The 20,407-nt window shown below is 66.2% G+C and carries 15 protein-coding genes; 8 read left to right on the plus strand and 7 right to left on the minus strand.

The window, feature by feature from the left end:
* Window positions 1-7: 7 nt before the first annotated feature.
* Window positions 8-697: a M15 family metallopeptidase gene (locus G5C50_RS05995; protein WP_165066433.1), complete on the minus strand. Its 690-nt coding sequence runs from the start codon at window positions 695-697 to the stop codon at window positions 8-10.
* Window positions 698-1,024: 327 nt separating this feature from the next.
* Here G5C50_RS05995 and G5C50_RS06000 point away from each other — a divergent pair, with 327 nt between their 5' ends.
* From G5C50_RS06000 to G5C50_RS06010, 3 genes are all read left to right on the plus strand, one after another.
* Window positions 1,025-2,710 (plus strand): TolC family protein, encoded by a 1,686-nt coding sequence (locus tag G5C50_RS06000; protein WP_165066436.1) that lies wholly within the window; start codon window positions 1,025-1,027, stop codon window positions 2,708-2,710.
* A gap of 93 nt (window positions 2,711-2,803) precedes the next feature.
* Entirely contained in the window at window positions 2,804-6,232 is a 3,429-nt protein-coding gene (locus tag G5C50_RS06005; RefSeq protein ID WP_165066439.1) for an efflux RND transporter permease subunit, read from the plus strand.
* Complete coding sequence (locus tag G5C50_RS06010) at window positions 6,216-7,589, plus strand: efflux RND transporter periplasmic adaptor subunit (protein WP_165066442.1); 1,374 nt, start codon at window positions 6,216-6,218, stop codon at window positions 7,587-7,589. Before G5C50_RS06005 ends, G5C50_RS06010 begins: the two co-directional genes overlap by 17 nt.
* A gap of 18 nt (window positions 7,590-7,607) precedes the next feature.
* Here G5C50_RS06010 and G5C50_RS06015 read toward each other — a convergent pair whose 3' ends face one another.
* From G5C50_RS06015 to G5C50_RS06025, 3 genes are read right to left on the minus strand one after another with little or no spacing between them, the layout of a single operon-like run.
* Window positions 7,608-10,544 carry a glycoside hydrolase 5 family protein gene (locus G5C50_RS06015; RefSeq protein ID WP_165066445.1) on the minus strand — a complete coding sequence of 979 codons (2,937 nt, stop codon included), beginning with the start codon at window positions 10,542-10,544 and terminating at the stop codon, window positions 7,608-7,610.
* 26 nt (window positions 10,545-10,570) lie between these two features.
* Complete coding sequence (locus G5C50_RS06020) at window positions 10,571-11,680, minus strand: agmatine deiminase family protein (protein WP_165066521.1); 1,110 nt, start codon at window positions 11,678-11,680, stop codon at window positions 10,571-10,573.
* A 39-nt stretch (window positions 11,681-11,719) separates the two neighbouring features.
* Window positions 11,720-12,607 carry a carbon-nitrogen hydrolase gene (locus tag G5C50_RS06025; RefSeq protein WP_165066448.1) on the minus strand — a complete coding sequence of 296 codons (888 nt, stop codon included), beginning with the start codon at window positions 12,605-12,607 and terminating at the stop codon, window positions 11,720-11,722.
* A 209-nt stretch (window positions 12,608-12,816) separates the two neighbouring features.
* Between G5C50_RS06025 and G5C50_RS06030 the strand changes: the two genes are divergently transcribed.
* From G5C50_RS06030 to G5C50_RS06045, 4 genes are read left to right on the plus strand one after another with little or no spacing between them, the layout of a single operon-like run.
* Complete coding sequence (locus tag G5C50_RS06030; RefSeq protein WP_165066451.1) at window positions 12,817-13,278, plus strand: RidA family protein; 462 nt, start codon at window positions 12,817-12,819, stop codon at window positions 13,276-13,278.
* Between the two features lie 8 nt (window positions 13,279-13,286).
* Window positions 13,287-14,126 carry an SDR family NAD(P)-dependent oxidoreductase gene (locus G5C50_RS06035; RefSeq protein WP_165066454.1) on the plus strand — a complete coding sequence of 280 codons (840 nt, stop codon included), beginning with the start codon at window positions 13,287-13,289 and terminating at the stop codon, window positions 14,124-14,126.
* The gene (locus G5C50_RS06040; RefSeq protein WP_165066457.1) at window positions 14,123-14,899 is read left to right on the plus strand and encodes a sugar isomerase domain-containing protein; all 777 of its coding nucleotides are present in this window, start codon (window positions 14,123-14,125) and stop codon (window positions 14,897-14,899) included. The genes G5C50_RS06035 and G5C50_RS06040 overlap by 4 nt, the downstream gene beginning before the upstream one ends.
* The gene (locus G5C50_RS06045) at window positions 14,896-15,459 is read left to right on the plus strand and encodes a DNA-3-methyladenine glycosylase I (protein ID WP_165066460.1); all 564 of its coding nucleotides are present in this window, start codon (window positions 14,896-14,898) and stop codon (window positions 15,457-15,459) included. Before G5C50_RS06040 ends, G5C50_RS06045 begins: the two co-directional genes overlap by 4 nt.
* Window positions 15,460-15,462: 3 nt before the next feature.
* Here G5C50_RS06045 and G5C50_RS06050 read toward each other — a convergent pair whose 3' ends face one another.
* Window positions 15,463-15,924 (minus strand): hypothetical protein, encoded by a 462-nt coding sequence (locus G5C50_RS06050; protein WP_165066463.1) that lies wholly within the window; start codon window positions 15,922-15,924, stop codon window positions 15,463-15,465.
* Between the two features lie 88 nt (window positions 15,925-16,012).
* Window positions 16,013-17,164 (minus strand): DUF1559 family PulG-like putative transporter, encoded by a 1,152-nt coding sequence (locus G5C50_RS06055; protein ID WP_165066466.1) that lies wholly within the window; start codon window positions 17,162-17,164, stop codon window positions 16,013-16,015.
* 432 nt (window positions 17,165-17,596) lie between these two features.
* On the opposite strand from G5C50_RS06055, the gene G5C50_RS06060 reads away from it, so the two are divergent.
* Window positions 17,597-19,348 carry a carbohydrate binding domain-containing protein gene (locus G5C50_RS06060; protein WP_165066469.1) on the plus strand — a complete coding sequence of 584 codons (1,752 nt, stop codon included), beginning with the start codon at window positions 17,597-17,599 and terminating at the stop codon, window positions 19,346-19,348.
* On the opposite strand, the gene G5C50_RS06065 is transcribed toward G5C50_RS06060, so the two are convergent.
* A complete protein-coding gene (locus G5C50_RS06065) occupies window positions 19,320-20,216 on the minus strand; it encodes a glycoside hydrolase family protein (protein ID WP_165066472.1) in 897 nt (298 codons plus the stop codon). The genes G5C50_RS06060 and G5C50_RS06065 overlap by 29 nt on opposite strands.
* Window positions 20,217-20,407: the final 191 nt, after the last annotated feature.

Raw genomic sequence — 20,407 nt, forward strand, 5'->3', positions numbered from 1 at the left:
TGGAACGTCAGTTCTTCGGAAGGGGCTTTTCGAAGTGCTGATAGTCGGTGGGGCTGGGGGCCTTCCAGTCGCCGGCCCAGGTCCAGCCGCGGGAGACGAAGGCCTGCGTCACGGGGTGCTCTCGCGTCAGCGTTCCGGGAGCCTTCGGATCGTATTGCGAGCCGGGGGGGAGGACCTTCTGGCCCTTGACGTACGGGTTCTCTCGGGTGTTCAAATCAATCGCGCGGCCATAGCCGTGGTTGGAGATCCGTCCGCCGCCCGTGATGGGGCGATAGTTGAAGCACGACGAGTTGTCGGCCTCCATGGAGAGGTCGTCGTCCCACAGGCCGTCCTTGCGAAACTTCGGGTGCGAGACCGGGATCGCCGAGCGGATTGGGAACTTCTCCTTGAGCGCGACCGTGAAGGCGTATCGGATGTCGTCGACCAGATCTTTGTGGGCGACCATCTGGCCCTTGTGGACCTTGCCGTCGAAGCCATAGTAGACGACATCGAACAGGCGCTGGGCTTCGCGAACCTCGGGCGGACAGCCGGCGCGCAGGCCCTCAAAAGCCTCGGCCTCGGTCATGGCGCTGTCGATGACCGGGTCTTCGAGCGTCCCCGTCGGCGTTTGCGCCCGGGCCGCGCCGGCAAGCATCAACGCCGTGACAACCACCCTTGAGACCCACGCAGAGCCGCTACGATTCGCCGTCCGCTCCATCTTTCCTCCGAAAACTCAGCGGTCCCCGCCCCCACCCATCATCCCCGTTGACGAAGCGACAGGAACGGCTGTAAGGGTTCCAGTCTAGTCGGCGGGTCGCTCTCGACGCAATTTCGCGTCCTGGCGGACCGTCGCGATCATGACGACGGAAACGAATCGCTCGATTCACGGGAATGAATGCGTCGCTCAGGAGGCGGAACGGCGGCCGCGGGATCGGAGACGGCCGGACGCTCCGTGAAGACCGATAAAGAAAGTCACGGGCGTCGAGCGAGACGATCCGCCCCTCGGGAAGGATTCCCCGGGACGCACTCCTGCAAAGGACGGCTCATGCGAGGAATACGGCGAACCCTGGCCGCGACGTCCGCGCCAGCGTGGATGCTTCTGATCTCGGCCGTCGCCGCCGCCCAGACGACTCCACTTCCCGAGGCGCTCCCGAGGCAATCGGCCGAGGGTTTGACTCCCCGTTCGGAGGCTGCCATCGAGGCGGCCTCCCCTCGCGCGCTGGACGTTCCCGAACCGCCCGGTCTGACCACAGCCACCGCCGCCAACCTGACCGCCGACATCACCCAGGCGCTCGAAGCGGTCCCGACGACCGGCCCTGAGGGGGTCCCCATCAATATAGCGGCCGCGATGCAGCTGGCTGGCGCGCGGCCGCTCGATATCGCGGCGGCGACCGCCCGCGTCAATCAGGCGCTGGCGCTGCTGCTCCAGGCCCGGGCCCTGAAGATCCCCAACATCAACGGCGGCGTCGGCTACTACCGTCACGACGGCTTCAACCAGAACCTGTTCACCGGTCAAGGCTTCGAGAAGGGGACCAACGCCCTGCAGGTCGGCGGCGGGCCGACGTTCAACGTCAACCTTACCGACGCCGTCTACGCTCCGCTGGCCGCGCGTCAGGTCGTCGGCTCACGTCGGGCCGATCTCCAGGCTGCGCGAAACGACGCCCTCTTTTCGACCGCTCAACTTTACTTCGACGTCCAGGAATCGCGAGGCCGTCTGGCAGGAGCCGAGGCCACGATCGTCCGAACCGAGAAGCTCTTGAAGTTCGCCGAGGGCCTGGCCCCGAGCCTGATCGCCCCCCTGGAAATCAACCGTGCTCGGGCCCAGCTTCAGGACGTCCGCCAGTACCGACAGACGACTCTGCGCGATTGGCGAACCTCCGCCGCACGGCTGGCCGAGCGTCTCCTGCTGCCTCCCGAAACGCTGTTGCAGCCGATCGAACCGCCGTTCCTCCGCGTCGTCGTCATCCCCCCCGAAGAAGTGGGCGAGGACATCGTCCGCGTGGCGCTGGCGTCGCGTCCGGAAATCGCCTCGCAGCGTCAACTCCTCCTGGCCGCCGAGAAGCAGCTCCGGCGCGAGCAAATGCGACCATTGCTCCCCAACCTCGTCATTGCGACGCCCGGAACGTCGTCGGCGGGGGCCTTGCCGGCCGGCCAATTCTACGCCGGCGTGCACGACCAGCTCCAGACCTACGGCGGCCGCGCCGACTGGACGACTGCGATGTACTGGCAGCTCACGAACGGCGGCGTCGGCAACATCGGCCTCATCCGCCAGCGCAAGGCCGAGGTCAACCTGCAAGAGGTCGAAGTCACGCGGATCTACTACCGCGTGCGATCGGAGGTCTCCCAGGCGATGGCTCGGCTCGACACGGCGAGCCGACGCGTTCCCGAAGCCGAGGTCGAGTTGAAGGAAGCCGTTGAATCCGCGGACAAGAATTTCGTAGGCCTCCGCGAGACCACTCGCCCCGCCGGCGAGTTGCTGACCCTCGTCGTTCGCCCCCAGGAAGTCGTCGCGGCCTTGCAGGTGCTCAACACGGCCTTCCAGAACTACTCGGCGGCTGTCGCCGAGTTCAATCGAGCCCAGTTCGACATGTACCGGGCGCTCGGCCAGCCGGCCCAGTGGGTGACGTCGCTGAACAAGCCCGTGCAGGTCATTCCCGGTCCGGCGACCGACCTTCAGCCTTCACCGATCCCCGCCCCGCCTGCTCCCCCGGGACCCGTCCCGGCTCCCTGAACGACCGATCCGGCTTGCCTTCGCAGGTAGGATAGCTGGCGAGGGCCGGCGTAGACTGGCTCGCCCGCCCAGCAGCCCCGCCCGCGAGCAGCCATGAATCCGATCATCTTCGCCCTTCGGCGTCCAGTGACCGTACTGATGCTGATGCTGGCCCTCGCGCTGGGTGGCCTGTACAGCCTCTACCGCATGCAGAAGGATATCTTCCCCTCGCTGAATCAGCCCGTGATCTACGTCGTCCACAGCTACGGCGGCATGGATCCGAAGCAGATCGAGGGCCTCGCGACGAACGTCTACGAGACGCTTTTCCAGTACATCAGCGGCCTGGAACACGTCGAGTCGCGGTCGTTGCAGAGCATGTGCGTGATGAAGCTGTATTTCCAGCCGGGCACGAACATGTCGGAGGCGACCGCGAACACGGTGGCCTACTCGAACAAGGCCGTGTCGATCATGCCTTACGGCTCGCAGCCGCCGTTCATCATCCGTCTCGACGCGGGCAGCCTGCCGGTGGGATACCTGGTCTTCGCCAGCAAGACGAAGACGATCGCCGAGATCCAGGACATGGCCATGTACCGTGTCCGGCCGATGTTCGCGAGCATCCCTGGCACGATGTCGCCCCCGCCCTTCGGCGGCAACGTCCGGGCGATCGTCATCAACCTCGACCCCGACCGCTTGAGGTCGTACGGGCTCTCGCCGCAGGACGTGGTCGAGGCCCTCGATCGCGGCAATTACGCGAGCCCATCCGGCAACGTCACGATCAAGGACCAGATGGCCGTGGTCCCCGCCAACACGATGGTGTTGGATCCGAAGGAGTTGAACAACGTCCCGCTGAAGCTCGGCCAGAACGTCTACATCCGCGACGTGGGGAAGGTGTCCGATTCGTCCGACATCGAGGTCGGCTACGCGCTGGTCAACGGCCGGACCTCGGTCTACTTGCCGGTGGTCAAGAGGGCCGACGCGTCGACCCTGTCAGTCGTGGCCGACGTCAAGGCGAGCCTCCCGCGTTTCCAGGCCGCCCTCCCGGACGACGTGACGATCTCTTATGAGTTCGATGAATCGCCGATCGTCCACCGGGCCATCGAGAGCGTCGGCGTCGAAGGGGCGTTGGGAGCCGGCCTGACGGGCCTGATGGTGCTCCTCTTCCTGCGCGACCTCCGCAGCGTGATCGTGGTCGTCCTGAACATCCCGTTGGCCCTCCTGGGATCGATCATCGTCCTGGACCTGACCGGCAACACGATCAACGTCATGACGCTCGGCGGCCTGGCCCTGGCCATTGGCATCCTCGTCGACGAGGCGACCGTCGAGGTGGAAAACATCCACACGCAGATGGAGCACACCCCTTCGATCGCGCGAGCCGTCCGCCAGGGCAACCTGGAAACGGCCGTGCCGCGACTGCTCGCGTTGTTGTGCATCCTCTCGGTGTTCATCCCCTCGTTCATCATGCAGGGGGCGGTGAAAGCCCTGTTCCTGCCGCTCTCGCTGGCGGTGGGCGCGTCGATGATCACGTCGTACCTGCTGTCGAGCACGCTCGTCCCGGTCCTCAGCGTCTGGCTCCTGACCGGCCACGAACACGATCACGACGCAGAGAAGGCCGACCGCGAGAACCACCCTGGGATGTTCTCCCGGCTGATGGGCGTGTTCGAGAGCGTCCTGGGCTGGACCGTCAAGCATCGAGTCAAGGTGGTGGCCGCCTACCTGGCGATCACCGCGACTGTAGTCGTCCTGGTTGGGACTCAACTCGGACGCGAATTGTTCCCGAGAGTGAACGCGGGCCAGTTCCAGATGCGAGTCAGGCCGCCTGAGGGGACGCGGTACGACCTGACGCTGCGGGTCGCCCAGAAGACGCTGGAGGCGATCGGCGAGGAGGTCGGGCCGGAAAACGTCGCGACCAGCATGGGCTACATTGGGGCCATCCCTCCCCAGTTCACGGTGAATCTCGCCTACCAGTGGAGCCGCGGGCCCGACGACAGCATGCTCCGCGTCGGACTTCGCCCCGGGAGCAAGATCGACGTCTTCGAACTCCAGGAGAATCTCCGAAAGTCGCTGCCGGAGAAGGTCGGCTCGTGGTTCCGCGACGAGTTGATCCGTCTGGGAGTCGATAAGGACGACGCCGAGGAGCGCGCCGACCGTCTGGTCTTCGCCTTCGAGCCTGGCGACCTGATCTCCTCGACGATGAGCCTGGGCTCCCCTGCGCCGATCGAGGTGGTCGTCAACGGCCGCAACCTCACCGACACGGCCGCGTTCATGGACCGGGTCTACGAGCAGTTGGATAAGGTGCCCAGCCTCCGCGACCTCCAGATCCAGCAGACGCTCCACTATCCGACGGTCCAGGTAGTCGTCGACCGCGAGCGGGCTGGGCTCAGTGGAGTCACGGCCCGCGACATCGGCGATTCGATGATCGCGGCGACTTACTCGAGCCGCTTCACGTCGCGAAATTACTGGCGCGACGACATCTCAGGGACTTCCTATCAGGTCCAGGTGAGCGTCCCACCGACGAAGATGACGGAGGCCACGGACGTCTCCCTGATCCCGATCACCAAGTCGGGCCGACGACCCGACGCCCCCGTCGAGCCGTCGAATCCCGAGAGCCCCCTGCTCCTCCGCGACGTCGCCCGCGTGATGCGATCGGCCATGCCCGGCGAGATCGACCGCTACAACATGAGGCGCTACCTCAGCGTGACGGCCAACGTCGAGGGCGAAGACCTGGGCCGGGCGATCACTCAGGTCCGCCAGGCGATCAAGGCCGCCGGCGAGCCTCCCCGCGGCGTCGAGGTCGACATGCGGGGCCAGGTCAAGCCGATGGAGCAGATGTTTACGAGCCTGCAAATCGGCCTCGCGGTGGCGGTCCTGGTGATCCTGATCATGCTCACGGCCTACTTCCAGTCGTTCCGACTGGCGTTGACGGCGGTGGCCTCGGTGCCGGCGGTCCTCACCGGCGTCGTGCTGGCGCTGTATCTCACAAACACGACCTTGAATATCGAATCGTTCATGGGCGCGATCATGGCGGTGGGCGTCGCGGTGTCGAACGCGATCCTGCTGGTCAGCTTCGCCGATCGAGACCGTCGCGAACTGCACCTCGCGCCCGCCGAGGCGGCCGTGATGGCGGCGAAAGGACGCCTGCGGCCGATCATCATGACGAGCTGCGCCATGATCGCGGGGATGATCCCCATGTCGCTGGCCCTGGAAGAGGGGAGCGAGCAGAACGCGCCGCTCGGCCGGGCGGTGGTGGGAGGGATGGCGATGTCCACCTTCGCCGCGCTGCTGGTCATTCCCGCCGTGTTCACGCTGGTCATGGCCAGGGCCTCCAAGGTGTCGCCGTCGCTCGACCCCGACGACCCGGAGAGCCCGCACTACGATCCGGCAGCGGCGACGCATCACGACGGCCATCACGCCGCCCCAGGGCACTCCCACGATCATCACAGAAACGGAGACTCGCGGGCCGACGCCCCCCCTCCGTTAGACGGCGCCCCGAGCAACGGCCAGGCATCGCCACCTGAGGAGTCCCCGAATGTCCACCACACGTAACAAGGGCGGCCGGCGTTGCGCCTTCCTGGGCGCCACCGTCGCCTTGCTGACCCTCGCGCCAGGTTGCTCCCATCATGAAGCCGCTCCGCCTCCCAAAGGCGAGAAGCGCCCGGACGCCGTCGATCCCCAGTCGTTCAGTGTCCAGCGCCGCGACATCCAGATGCAGGTCGTGCAGCCCGGGACCGTCCAGGCTTATGAGTCGACCCCGATCTTCTCGCGGATCAATGGATACGTCGAGAAATACAACGTCAACATCGGCGACCGCGTGAAGGTCGGCGACGTCCTCTTGACCATGTGGGTCCCCGACCTCGTCGAGTCACTGAACCAGAAGACGGCGATGGTCGACCGGGCCAAGGTGGAAATCCGAGTCGCCGAGAGCAGCCTCCGCTCGGCGGAAGCCACCCTGGAGAACGCCAAGGCGCACATCGTGTCCTCGCAAGCGGTGGTCAAGCGGTCGCAGGCCGCCTACACGCGGTGGGAGTCGGAATACAACCGCCTCAACCAACTCGTCGCCAACCAGGTGTTGAACAGCCAGGTCCGCGACGAGACCTACCGTCAGTTCGAGGAAGCCGCGGCCACGCGAGACCAGTCGGATGCGATGGTCAACGAAGCCGTCGCCAGCCGCGACCGCGCCGCGGCCGACCTGGAACGGGCCAGGGTCGACGTCGAGTCCGCCAAGGCGGAACTGTCCGTCGCCGAGGCCGAACGTCGCCAGGCCCAGGTGCTCGTCGACTACGGTCAGATCAAGGCCTCTTACGACGGCGTCATCACTCAGCGCAACGTCAGTCCCGGGGACTATCTGCAGGCCGGCGGCGGGACCGGCGACACGAATCGGCCGCTCTTCGTCCTGGAGCAGACGGACCCGGTCCGCGTCTTCGTCGGCGTCCCCGAGCTGGCGGCCAACTTCATCAAGGACGGCGACACCGCGCTGGTCCGCATCCAGGCCGTCGCGGGCGCGCTACGCGCCGGCAAGATCGTCCGCACCAGCTTCTCGCTCAATCCCACGACGCGGACGCTTCAGACCGAGATCGACATCCCCAACTCCGACGGCCACCTCCGACCCGGCATGTACGTCACCGTGGTCGTGACCGTCGACCGCAAGCAGGTGTTTTCGGTTCCCTCGAACGCGGTCATCTTCGTGGGAGGCCAGAACTACGCTCTCGACCTGAGCATCAACGGCAAGATCATCCGCACGCCCGTCCTTGTGGGTCCCTCGGATGATCAGTACACGGAGATCCTCCGCAAACGTCCCCCGGGCGCCCCGCCCGAAGGCTGGACGATGCTCGACGGCGATGAGGTCGTCGTCGTGAACGCAACCAAGTCGGGCATGGACAAGCCGGCAGAGCCGGCGAAGTGATCGGCCGCACGACGTGGCTCAGCGAACGCGGACGAGCTTCCCAGCCAGGTCACGCTCGAAGGCTGGGGGCCTCAAGGTGAGCCGGCCGGATTCGGGTCGAGTCTCCACGGTTCCGACGACATCCCCCTTGAAGGTGTCCCACCACTCGACGCGCCATGAGGAATCGGCGGGGGCGTCGAGCGTCAGTTTGAGGCCGGCCCATCGGTCCGGCGGAGCGCCGGAGTACGGGTCGCGCCAGGTGCTGTTGCGGTCGTGAACCCAGAGGACCATCAGGTCGTCGCCCGCCACCGCGAGGGCGTCGACGTCCGGAAAGCGGCTCGACCGATACGAGGGGACGGTGATCGAACGGACCTGGAGCCAGTCCCCCTCCAGGTTGGCGATCGACAGTTCATGGCGTCCGGCGGGGACCTCCACGGCGACGTCCTCATCGTAACTGGCCACCCAGACCTTGTAGGGTTCCAGCAGTCGAGACGACTTCCACGGCCCCTTGCCCGGCTCGCCGGTCGTCAATGCTCGATTCACCGCTTCGCGACCGTCCACGGCGATCCGCAGCCGGGCCGACGTGCAAACCTCGCCGATCCTCACGAGCACCTTGCCAGGCTGCGGCATGTCGAGCGTCCAGACGACCTCGGAGTACAGTTCCTTGCCGTCGCCCCCGCGTTTGGGACTGCCGAGCGTCATGGCGACCGGCCCGCCTTTCAAGGTCCCGTCACGGTTGACTTCGTGGCGATTCGAGGGCGTCCGGCCCCACTCCTTCGATGCGGAGACGGTCACGTCGTGAAACGTCTCGGGGGCATCGGCCGGTCCTTCAACGGCGATCCGCTCGACGGGCTTCATCGGGTTGTTCGCCCAGTCGATGGAGTCGGTGAATTTCCGGACCGGCGTGAGGACCTGATAGGCGTCCTTGGGGTGGACGTAAGAGTCCCACCACCAGAGCATGGCCGTACCGGCCGACCCGGAGGCGATCGCCGTCCAGGCGCCGTTGTGCATGTTGATCGCCCGGCCCTGGGGGTCCCACTTCTGGTCGCCGGCCTGCCAGTCGATGCCGAACTCAGCCAGGAGGTAGGGCTTGCCGAACTTGAGGTTCGCCTGCGTCTCCCGGTGGATGCGCGAGGTGAAGTCCAGGACGTTGCCGGCCTGGCCGTACATGTGAGTCATTGAGAAGTCGATGTTCGGGTCGTTCCAGATCGGCGGGGAACCGTAGCTGGTGCTGACGAGACGACGGTTGGGGTCGATCTCCTTCAGGTAGGCGGCCATCTCGCGGGTCCAGGCCTCGACGGCCGGATTCGGCTCGACCTCGTTCCAGAACTCCCAGGCGAACACGAACGGCGACCATCCCCAGCGCGCGACGAGATAACGTAGACGCCGCTTGTAAAGCTTGCGGGCCGTCTCGTCGGTCCAGAAGTCCTGAGGCCGGGCGCAGGGGCCGCCGTTCTTGGCGTTGTACGGGTTGCTGACCCAGCTTCCCTCGTTGAAGTAGCCGCCGTCCTTGAACTCGCCGTAGGTGCCGATGCAGTACATCAGCCGAACGCCGTTGGCCTCGGCGATCCGCAAGACCTCATCAAGCCGCCAGGCGTTGTCGAGCGCGTAACGGCCGAGCCCTTGATAGGAGCCGGTCCCCGCCTTGGGAGTCGGTCGGGGCATCCACTCCAGGCCCTTCTCGTTGAACGCCAGCCAGAGCCGCGCCCAGTTGCCCCCCGCCTTGCCGAGGGCGCCGAACCAGTTCTCATAGCTCTCCAGCGGGTTCCGATCGTTGGCCCAGCAGACGTTCTCGCCCACGGCGAAATAGGACGAGCCGTCGTCGAACCGGAAGTAATGCGGAGCCTTCTCCGCAACGCGGATGAACCCCGGCGACTTCGACGCAACGGCCGTGAACATCAGGGGCTTCGAGCGGACCTCGCCGCTCGCGTCCTTCACCTTGATGGTCATCGAATGCCGACCGGCGACGACGGGCGAATACTTGACGCGAAATCCGCCGGGGCCGGCTGGCTTCAACGTCTCAGCCCTGTCGGTTCTCTCAAGCTGGAACGGCGACTGGTAATAGCCGGGAACGCTGGTTTTGCGGCCGTCGGGGGCGACGACCTCGGCGTCCACGGTGATCTGATCGGGGTCGAAGGGGTTCTCGTAGCGGGCGTGAACATCGAGGTCGATCGTAACCGGCGCGAAGACGTCGACGCGATCGCGGTCGAGCCGGGCGTCGGCGATCGCCAGCGGGCGATCATCGCTCCCAGCGGCGACGCCGCTCGCGTTCGCCTCCTTCGCGAGTACGCCGGCGGCCTGGGCCTTGAACGCCAGACTGATACGGATCGGCTTCCGCGCTAGAACCTCGCCGCCGCTGGTCATCGCCATCAGGCTGAAGTGCGGGGCGTTCCACTTGCGATCGTCCTGAATCTGAATTCGCGCGTCGCCGGGATCGATCCTCAGTCCTTGCTCTTCCGGCTTCTCGAAGCCGATCCAGCGCGGTCGGCCCCCCCAAACGACGTAGTGCTCGGCGTCAAGGGCGGGGGGAAGGACGCCGTGAGGCGCCTCGTCGTCGCCGATGAAGTATGAAGTCTTGCCGGCGTGCTCGGCCGTCTCCAGGGCACCGCGGAGCACCACCGCCTCAATCTCGGCCTCCTCGTCGGGGATGGCCTCGAACTCCAGGCGAACCTCGTCTTTCTGGCGAACGATCCGCTCGATCAGAACGCCCGCGAAGGGCTCGTGGAGCGGGATGACGTAGGTGGTGAGGTCCCCCTCCTTGCGAATGGAGACCTCGGAGGGGTCGGCGGTCCGCTGGTTGGCCAGGTCGCCCTTCCAGCCGGGCTTCACCACGGCGACGCCCACATCCTTGAGGACGTCGACGCCCCCCACGAGCACGCGAGCGACGCCCCGGGCGTCGGCCTCGACGGCGACCTGCGCCCTCGCCATCGCGGGGACGAGGAGCAGGATCAAGACGGCCGAGAATGAGGTCTTCATCGGGCGGCCCTTTCCATTCGTGAAAATCAGCCGACGGCCGGCGCGGCGGGCTGCTGCTGGGAGAGGCAATGGAGAGTTCCCAGGCCGAGCACCAGGTCCACGCAGTGGACTCCGACGACCTCGCGTTTGGGAAACAGCTCGGCCAGCGTATTCAAGGCGATCCGATCGTTGGGATCGTTGAACGTCGGCACGATGACGACGCCGTTGGCGATGTAGAAGTTGGCGTAGCTCGCGGGCAGAATTTCGCCCTCGAAGGTCACCGGCGCGGGCATCGGCAGCTCGACGACGCGCAGAGGCTTGCCGTTTTGGTCGCGGGCCTTGCGGAGTCGTTGGAGATTGTCCTGGAGCGGCTCGTGGTTCGGGTCGTCCCGGTTCGGCTCGACGACGGCGACGACCGTCTTCGCATCAACGAACCGGGCGATGTCGTCGACGTGGCCGTGGGTGTCGTCGCCGTGGACGCCCCGGCCAAGCCAGATCACGTTGGGAGCGCCGAGGAAGTCGGCGAAAACCTGCTCGATTCCCTCGCGGCCGAGCCCCGGGTTGCGCGCCTGGACGTCCGACAGCAGGCACTCCTCGGTCGTGAGGAGCGTCCCCTTGCCGTTGACGTCGATGGAGCCTCCCTCCAGCACGACCCGGCGCGAGAGGCCGTCGACCTGGACGCGGGGCGTCCACCGGTGCAGGCTCGTCTTACGGGCGATGCGACGGCCCAGGCGCTTGTCCTCGTGGTAGTTGTCGTACTTGGCCCAGGCGTTGAACTTCCAGTTGACCATCGCCACCGGCTCGGCGGGCTCCCCCTCCACGCCCTTGGGCTCGCCGTCGCGGACGACGAACGACGGGGCCGAGTCGCGAAGCCAGACGCGGTCGGTGGCGGCGCGGAAGAATCGGACGCGGTCCAGATGCGCGCCCGCCTTTTCGATCTTGAGGGCCGCCTTGCTCTCCATGGCGCGATCGGCGACGACGACGTTGACGGTCTCATGCCGAGAGAGGATGCGGACGATCTCGGTGTAGACCCAGGGCGTGGGCGCAAACTTGCCCGGCCAGTCCTCGTGGTTGTGAGGCCAGGCGATCCAGGTCGCCTCATGGGGCTCCCATTCGGCGGGCATCCGGAAACCGAGCTGCGCGGGGGTCGTGGGCATGGTCATGGGGAGGTTGGGGCTCGTCTCGAGGCGTCAGCTTCAGTCCAGGAACCGCTGGGTGATCGGCGCATAGGCGTCGATGCGACGGTCGCGGAGGAAGGGCCAGTTGCGGCGGGTCTCTTCCTGGAGGCGGGGATCGCATTCGGCGATGAGCACTTCCTCGCGGTCGCGCGAAGCCTTCGCCAGGATCCGGCCGAACGGATCGGCCAGGAACGATCCGCCCCAGAACTCCAGGCCGCCGTCGGGGGCGCCTTCATGGCCGATCCGGTTGATCGCCCCGACGAAAACGCCGTTGGCGATAGCGTGGGCGCGCTGCATCGTCTCCCAGGCGGACGCCTGAGCCTCGCCGAACTCCGCCTTCTCGCTGGGGTGCCAGCCGATGGCCGTTGGGTAGAAGAGGACCTCCGCCCCCTGCATGGCCGTAAGGCGAGCGGCCTCGGGATACCACTGGTCCCAGCAGACGAGCGTCCCGACCTTCGCGTGCTTCGTCTCGAAGGTCTTGAAGCCGAGGTCGCCGGGGGTGAAGTAGTACTTTTCGTAGTACAACGGATCGTCGGGGATGTGCATCTTGCGATACTTGCCGACGAGCGAACCGTCCGACTCCAGCACGACGGCCGTGTTGTGGTAGACCCCGGCCGCACGCCGCTCGAAGAGCGAGCCGACGATCGTCATCTTCGTCTCGCGGGCGACCTTCGCCAGGGCGTCGGTGCTCGGCCCCGGGATCGGCTCGGCGAGATCGAAGGTCGAGGCGTCCTCGGTCTGGCAGAAATACTGCGTGAGGAAAAGCTCGGGAAGACAGGCGACCTGCGCCCCCTTCGACGCCGCCTCGCGCAGCATGTCGCACGCCCGACGCAGGTTGTCGGCCGGGTCGGTCGAGCACCTCATCTGGATCAATCCCACGCGGAACGGCGGGCGGTTCGCCCTCATCGCTTCGAGCCTCAAAGAACGGACGGTTGCGGTTCAGTCCCAAACGACATCGTAACAGTACGCACAGCCGAGGGCTAAGGCCAGGTCCACCGGCCGCGGTTGAATCCCAGGCGTCGGACCGTTACGCTTTTCAGCATGATCGCGGGCTCGCCCCGCGGCAATGTCGCGAAGTTCCGTCATCGACCTGCAGACCGAAGGACGCCGCCCCCATGGGAGCCGAAGAACGTCTCGCCGCCCTCAAGTTGGAACTCCCCCCCGCCCCCAAGCCGGTGGCGACGTACGTCACGGCCCTGCGCGTGGGCGAATTCCTCTACGTCTCCGGCCACGGCCCGGTGAAGTCCGACGGCTCGCTGATCCTCGGCAAGGTGGGCGTCGACCTCGATCTGGAAGCCGGCGCGGCCGCCGCTCGGCAGACCGGCCTGGCGATCCTGGCGACCCTCAAGGCCCACCTGGGCTCGCTCGACAAGGTCGTCCGCCTCGTGAAGACGCTCGGCCTGGTCAACTGCCCGGCCGACTACAAGGACCAGCCCAAGGTCATCAACGGCTACTCGAACCTCATGCAGGAGGTCTTCGGCGAGGCCGGCGTCGGCACCCGGAGCGCCTTCGGCGCGGGCTCGCTCCCCGGCGGCATGGCCGTCGAGATCGAGGCCATCTTCCAGGTGAAGGACTGACCCATCACATGGGACGCCTCGACGGCGTGCGCTGCCTGATCGTCGGCGGGACCAGCGGGATCGGTCTGGCGACCGTCCGCCGGTTCCTCGCCGAGGGCGCGACCGTCGTGACCTGCGGGCGCACTCCCGAATCCTGCGGGGAAGGGCTGGCGACGTTCGGCCCCTCCCCGCCCACAAACCTGAAGGCGATCCCCGCCGACGCCTCCGCGCCCGACGAGGTCGAGCGACTCTTCGCCGAGGCGCTCGACTTCCTCGACGGTCGGCTCGATGTGGTCTTCCACGTCGCCGGCATCAGCGGCCGGCGTTTCGGCGACGGCCCGTTGCACGAGTGCACCGACGAGGGCTGGGACGTCGTCTTGAACGCCAACGCCCGTTCAACTTTCCTCTCGAACCGCTCGGCGGTGCGTCAGATGCTGTCGCAGCCGATCGACGCCCACGGCCTTCGCGGGACGGTTCTGAACATGGCCTCCGTGCTCGCCTGGTCCCCCGCGCCGGACTACTTCGGGACGATCGCCTACGCGGCGAGCAAGGGAGCCGTCCGGGCGATGACGACCGCATCAGCGTCTCGGTACGCCCGCGACCGGATCCGCTTCAACCTGATCGCACCGGCCCTGATCGAGACCCCGATGGCCGCCCGGGCCTGCGGCGACCCGGCCATCCGGTCGTACCTCGAGGCCAAGCAGCCGATGGCCGGCGGCCCCGGCATGGCCGAGGACTGCGCGGAGGCCGCATTGTTCCTCTGCGAACCGGCCTCGCGGTTCACGACCGGGGTCGAGTTGAACGTCGACGGCGGCTGGTGCGTCTCGGAGGGCCGCCTCCCCCCTGCCCTGAATTCAGGAACGCCATGAGCGAAGACGTCCTCTCTCAGTATCTTCGAGCCGCCCGCGCGGGGCTGGACGCGATTGAGTCCACGCAGCTTCCGGCCGTCCGCTCGGCCGCCCGTCTCTTCGCCGAGGCCATCCTCGCCGACCGCCTGGTGCACGTCTTCGGTACGGGGCATTCGAGGATGGCCGTGGAGGAGATGTTCCCGCGCTACGGGTCGTTCCCGGGGTTTCATCCGATCGTGGAGCTGTCGATGAGCTTCCACAACCCGGTCGTGGGGGCGAACGGTCAGCGGCAGGCGATGTTTCTGGAGAACGTTCAGGGCTTCGGCCCGGTCCTGTGGCGGAACTTCGTCACCAGCCCGGCCGACGTGCTCCTCGCCGTCTCCAGCAGCGGCTGCAACGCGGTGACCATCGACGTGGCCGTGGAGGCCAAACGTCTCGGCATGAAAGTCGTCGCGCTGACCTCGCGGACGAACGCCGACGTCTCGACCTCGAAGCACGAGTCCGGCCGAAAGCTCCACGAAATCGCCGACCTGATCCTCGATCACCAGGCGCCGGCGGGCGACTCCGCCGTCTGGATCGACGGCCTCGCGACCCCCGTCGCTCCGATTTCGACCGTAACCGGCTGCACCCTCATCAACCTGACCAAGGCCGAGACCGCCCGCCTGCTCACCGAGGCCGGCCGACCGCCCAAGGTGTTGACCTCCGCCTGCCACCTCGGCCCCGAGGGCGCGCGGAGGCTCTTCGAGGAGACCTACGACGACTACCGACGCCGCATCGGAGTCCTCTATCGATGAATCTCGTTCGTTGCGGCTGGGCGAAGGACGATCTGTCGATCCGCTACCACGACGAGGAATGGGGCGTGCCGGTTCACGACGACCGCCGCTGGTTCGAGTTCCTGATCCTCGAAGGGGCGCAGGCCGGCCTGAGTTGGGACACGATCCTCCGCAAGCGCGAGAGCTACCGAACCGCCTTCGCGGACTTCGATCCCGTCGTTGTCGCCCGGTTCGACGAGGACAACGCCGCCCGACTGCTAGGCGATCCGGGGATCGTTCGCAATCGACTCAAGATCGCCTCGGCCATCCGAAACGCCGGGGCGTTCCTGAAGGTCCAGGACGAGTTCGGGACGTTCGACGCATTCATCTGGCGGTTCGTCGAAGGCCGCCCGGTGCGGAACGCCTGGCGGACGCTGAAAGAGGTCCCCGCCAGCACATCGATCTCCGACGTGATGAGCAAGGACCTCAAACGTCGCGGCTTCAACTTCGTCGGCTCGACGATCTGCTACGCGATGATGCAGGCGACGGGGATGGTCAACGATCATCTGATCGACTGCTTCCGCCATCGCGTCGTGGAGTGAGAATCACCGCGGGCGGTTGACGACTTCGAAGCTCTCGCCGCCGATCTTGCCCGCGAGCTTGCCGTGAAGTTCGGCCGCGGAGGGGAGCGTCAGTTCCGGCGATTCGTAGCGGGCTCCCGTCCCCGCGCTGGCCTTTTCCGCGAGCGCCACCGGCTTGCCCGAGGCGTCCGTGAAGGCGACCTCGGAGACGGAGGCGGTCGGTGGGCCGTCTCCATTGGGGTTGCTGAAGTAGGCGACGATCCTCCCCTTGGCCTTCGCTCCCTTGGCGGCAGGGTCGACCGGCTCGAAGGCCAGTTCGACCAGGCCGGAAGAATTGGGAAGCGGCTGAAGCAGACCGCCGTGGGAAGCGGTCGGTCCTCCGGATTGCGGCGTTCCAGAGCCCCCACCACAGCCGGCGATTCCGGCCAGCAACGCCACCGCGCCGGCAAGTCGACCCACGGCGATCATCTCGGCAATCCTGAACACAACGAGGCTCCCCGGCCATTCGAAAAGAAACACCGGCCGTCCTCCAACCCGCCCGCGCGGCGTTGAGGAACGGCCGGGACGTCTTGGCTCAATACGCGTCGCTGGAGATGACCTCGCCGCCGTTGCGGGTGGCGAGTTTCTGGTAGACCCCCAGCCTGGCCGAGCCGTTGGTCGAACTGTGGGAGAGATAATACCCCGACTTGCTGAATGACCCGCTGGCCGCGACCGTGACGTAAGTCGTGTTGTCGGGGATCGAATCGCCGTAGCTGTCGGTGTTGGTGCTGAAACTCCAAGAGTCGACCGAGTTCTTCATGAACCGCACCGAGCCGTCGCAGAAGGCGAAGTTCGCTCCGCCTGGGTGCTGGCTGCCCGCCGTCGATGGGTAGAAGTACGTATAGCTCTTGATCGCCGCGCTATTCCCGTTGAGAAGGTTGATCGGGTAGAGAGCCCCAAACAGCGTGTCGTAATAACGGCCCGAATTCCAGCAGCCGTCCGACAGCCCGTATTGAGGAGCATTCTTAACCAATTGCCCCTTGCTGTGCTCTCCGAACATGAACGTGTTGCTCGTGCCGTCGCTGATCCCGGAAATCGTCACGGTGCCGTCGTTGAAGATGACACCGTTGTATTGCGAGATGATCGAGGTGTCCATCAGCTTCGAGTAGCCGAAGCTGAACGTCCCGGCGTTCCCGGCGTAGCTGGTGAAAGCCTGAGAAAAGCTCTGGGCGGGCGAGGGGAAAAGCGTGGGATCGGTGTTGAAGCTGTAGCCGGGCGAGACCCCCGAGGCGGAAGACCGCGTCGCCGGGAGCTGCATTGTTTCGTTCGTGGTGTCGCTCGGGCAGATGAGCGTCGAGTTCCGCACGCCGCCGATCGTCAGGTTCGGCGCGCCGGAGGAGGTCCAGTTGAAATTCACGGCATTGGCCATCGCCGATTGCTCCATGAACGGGAGCATACGGACGAAGCAACTGAAGTTCTCAGGGTAAGTGCTATACACGCCCGGAGGATTGTTGGCCGTGGCCGAATAAGACCCGCCCGGCATGCAGCCGTTGCTGCTCTCATAGTTCATCGCCGACAGGGCGATCTGCTTGAGATTGTTGGTGCATTGCGCACGTCGCGCAGCCTCGCGTGCAGCCTGCACGGCGGGGAGGAGCAGGGCGATCAGTACCGCGATGATGGCGATCACCACCAGCAGCTCGATCAGCGTGAAGCCGGTCCGAGAGCGGCTCTTGGCACGTCCGTACATCTGAATAAGATTCCGTGGGTGTAAGCCTGGGCGCAGGAAAGTCGAAGGGACGGCGCGGGGTCGTTGTCGGGAATCGATCGACGCAATCGCGACGGGGCGCTTGAAAGCGGCCCGCACGGGCGACTAAAGGCATCGACGATTAAAGTATCCCAGTGACAAGAAGACGGCGCGAAGATGGCGAGAAGATCGACCGAATGATCGGGAGCCAGGCGAAGAAGGAGAGAGGATCGCCGGACCCCAGGGATGATGCACAGAGTCAACATAGTTTACAAGAAAAATTTAGGAATTCCAAATCGGGGCCCCGAATTGTCGTCTCGCGACGGCCGGGAGATCGCGCCCCGTTGCTCGCCCGATCGTCGGGCGATACGCTTTCGTGCATCCTCCGCATGGGTGATCGCGAAACCAACGCTCGTCCTGGCACGAGACTGCAACATGCCGTTCCAATCCTTCCGTCGCCTTGGGCCTGCCGCCTGGCTGGTTTTCGTCGCTTCCGCCTCGTACGGTCAGGCCCCCATCCCCGAAGCCTCGACATACGCCCGGCGTTGGTTCTATTCGAGCACCAACCTCCAGGTCGATCGAGCGGCGGATGATCTGATCGCTCTGGTCGACCGCGCCGGCAAGGTGGGCTACAACGGCCTGATGCTGGCCGATTACAAGCTGAGCATCCTCGACCGGGTCACTCCCGGATACTTCGCGAACGCCCGGCGCGTCCGTGCGGCGGCCGACGCGGCGGGGGTCGAGATCATCCCCGCCGTCTTCCCCATCGGCTACTCCGGCGGGCTGCTGGCTCACGACCCAAACCTCGCCGAGGGCATGTCCGTCGAGGGGGAGCCCTTCGTCGTCAGCGGACGTGAGGCCCGCCCCGAGCCTTTCGCCGCGCCGATGTTCCGCAACGGCGGCATGGAAGACGCCAAGGGGGACCGACTCGACGGCTTCGCGTTCCAGGACGACCCCAGCGCCGGCTCGTTCGTCGACGAGGCGGTCCACCATTCCGGCCGTCGCTCGTTACGGTTCGAGGCCGGCGGAACGTCGCCGAATCGACGGGTGATGCAGTCGATCGCCGTCGAGCCCCATCGCTCGTACCGGTTCTCAGCATGGATCAAGACGAAGGATCTGCAACCCGCCGGGGGTTTCCGGCTGCTCGTTCTGGGTTCAGGATCGCCGGCCCGATCGTTGACCTTCTTCGAGGGGGGCGTCGAACGGGACCAGGACTGGAAGCAGGTGGACGTCGTCTTCAACAGCCTCGATCAGACGAGGGTGAACGCCTACGTCGGCGTCTGGTCGCCGAAGGGAGGCTCCGTCTGGGTCGACGACGTGGCGATCGAACCGCTCGGCCTCCGGAACGTCCTCCGGCGCGAGGGCTGCCCGTTCGTCGTGAAGTCGGCCGACGGCAAGCAGACGTATGAGGAAGGCCGCGACTTCGAGCCCGTCGCCGATCCCCGCCTCGGCCGCTCTCCCTGGGCCGGCGAATACTCGTTCGCCCACGAGGGGCCGCCCATCCGACTGACCGCCGCCAGCCGCATCCACGACGGCGACTCGCTCCGCGTGAGCTATTACCACCCGGTCGTCGTCCACGGCTCGCAGGTCATGTGCTGCCCCAGCGATCCGAAAGTGGAGTCCCTGCTCCTCGATCAAGCCCGGCGCGTGAACGAGTTGTTCCACCCCAGAACCTTCTTCATGAGTCACGACGAGATCCGCTGCCTCAACTGGGATCGCTCGTGCCTCGACCGCGGCCTGACCCCCGGCGCGATCCTGGCGAAAAACGTCGAGCGGTGCGCGGCCATCCTCAACGACGTCGCCCCGGGGTGCGAGATCGCCGTTTGGTCCGACATGTTCGACCCACATCACAACGCGGTGAAGGGTCCTTACTATCTCGTGAACGGCTCGCTCGAAGGCTCGTGGCTCGGGCTCCCCGCGCGGGTGACGATCGCCAACTGGAACTCGGGCAAGGCGAGCGAGAGCCTGAAGTTCTTCGCCGACCGCGGCCACCGTCAGCTCATCGCCGGCTACTATGACGCCGACGACCTCTCCGGGTTCACAAGGTGGAACGCCGCCGCCCGGGGAGTTCCGGGCGTCGACGGCTTCATGTACACGACCTGGGAGCGGAAGTATCGGCTGCTGGAAGCCTACGGCCAGGCGATGAGCGGCGCCGGCGTCACTTCCCCGCCGGCTCGAAAACCTTGACGTCCGGGTGCATCGTGTAGAGCCGGTCCCCCTGGGGCGTTGGCACCAACACGGCGCTCGAGCAGTTGTCGCCGATGATCGGGTTGGCTGGGTATTTCTCCCAGTGGATCAGGTCACGCGAGCGGGCGAGGTTCGTCGTCCAGTCGCGGACGGTCGGGTCGGCCAGCGCATGATAGAAGAGGTAGTAGTAACCGTCCCGGCGGACGACCTGATTGACGGCGACGGCCGCACGGTCGAAGGGCTCCGGCCCGCGCGCCAGGACCGGCTCGTCACGGACGTTCGTGAAGACCCTGAGGTCCCGGCTGGTCGCCAGCCAGATTCCAAGGTCCCCACGCTCGTAGAGCAGATGCCAGACGCCGTTCTCGAACCAGAGCGTCGGCGTGCCGAACGAGCCCGGCGAGAGCGGCGAGCCGTCGGCCTTGCGGATTTCGAGCGAGCCGTGATCCACCCACCGGACGCCGTCCTGGGACGATAACCTGTGGGCGATGTCCCCTCGTCCCTCGGCCACCATCTGGTACGTCCCATCGACCTTAACGACGCAGACGTCCTCGACCCACGAGCCGGGAAGGAGCGGATTCCCCGGGTCGCGTCGCCAGACCTTGCCGTCGTCCGATGTCGCCCTCCCCAGCAGCATCGACGTGGGTCTGTCGCGTCCATAGCCGGTGTACCAGAGCGTGAAGCGACCATCCTCCGGCAGAATGAAGCCTCGCTCGCGGATCTTGTGATCCCAGGTCCCCTCCCCCGTCCCCTGGAAGACGGGATTCCCCGCGACCGGCCGCCAGGAGGTGAAGTGCCAGGGTTCCTCGTAGCCGAAAGCCGAGGAGCCCGCCGCAGCCACACACCCCAGCCCCAAAAGCAGACGCTGCATCACTCTCACCATCCCGAACGTCCTCCCTCTGCCAGGCCGTGTGGAGTCGCTGCTCATTCGTCGTCCTGCCGTCGCTCCTCGATCCCGGCAGAACTCAGTATTCGCGAAAACAAGGACGGTCTCCAGAGCCCCCCAATACCCGCCGGCTCCGGATCGGTCCCGAATCGGCGCATCGATTCCTGAGGCGCCCC

Source organism: Paludisphaera rhizosphaerae, from assembly GCF_011065895.1.
Taxonomy (GTDB): domain Bacteria; phylum Planctomycetota; class Planctomycetia; order Isosphaerales; family Isosphaeraceae; genus Paludisphaera; species Paludisphaera rhizosphaerae.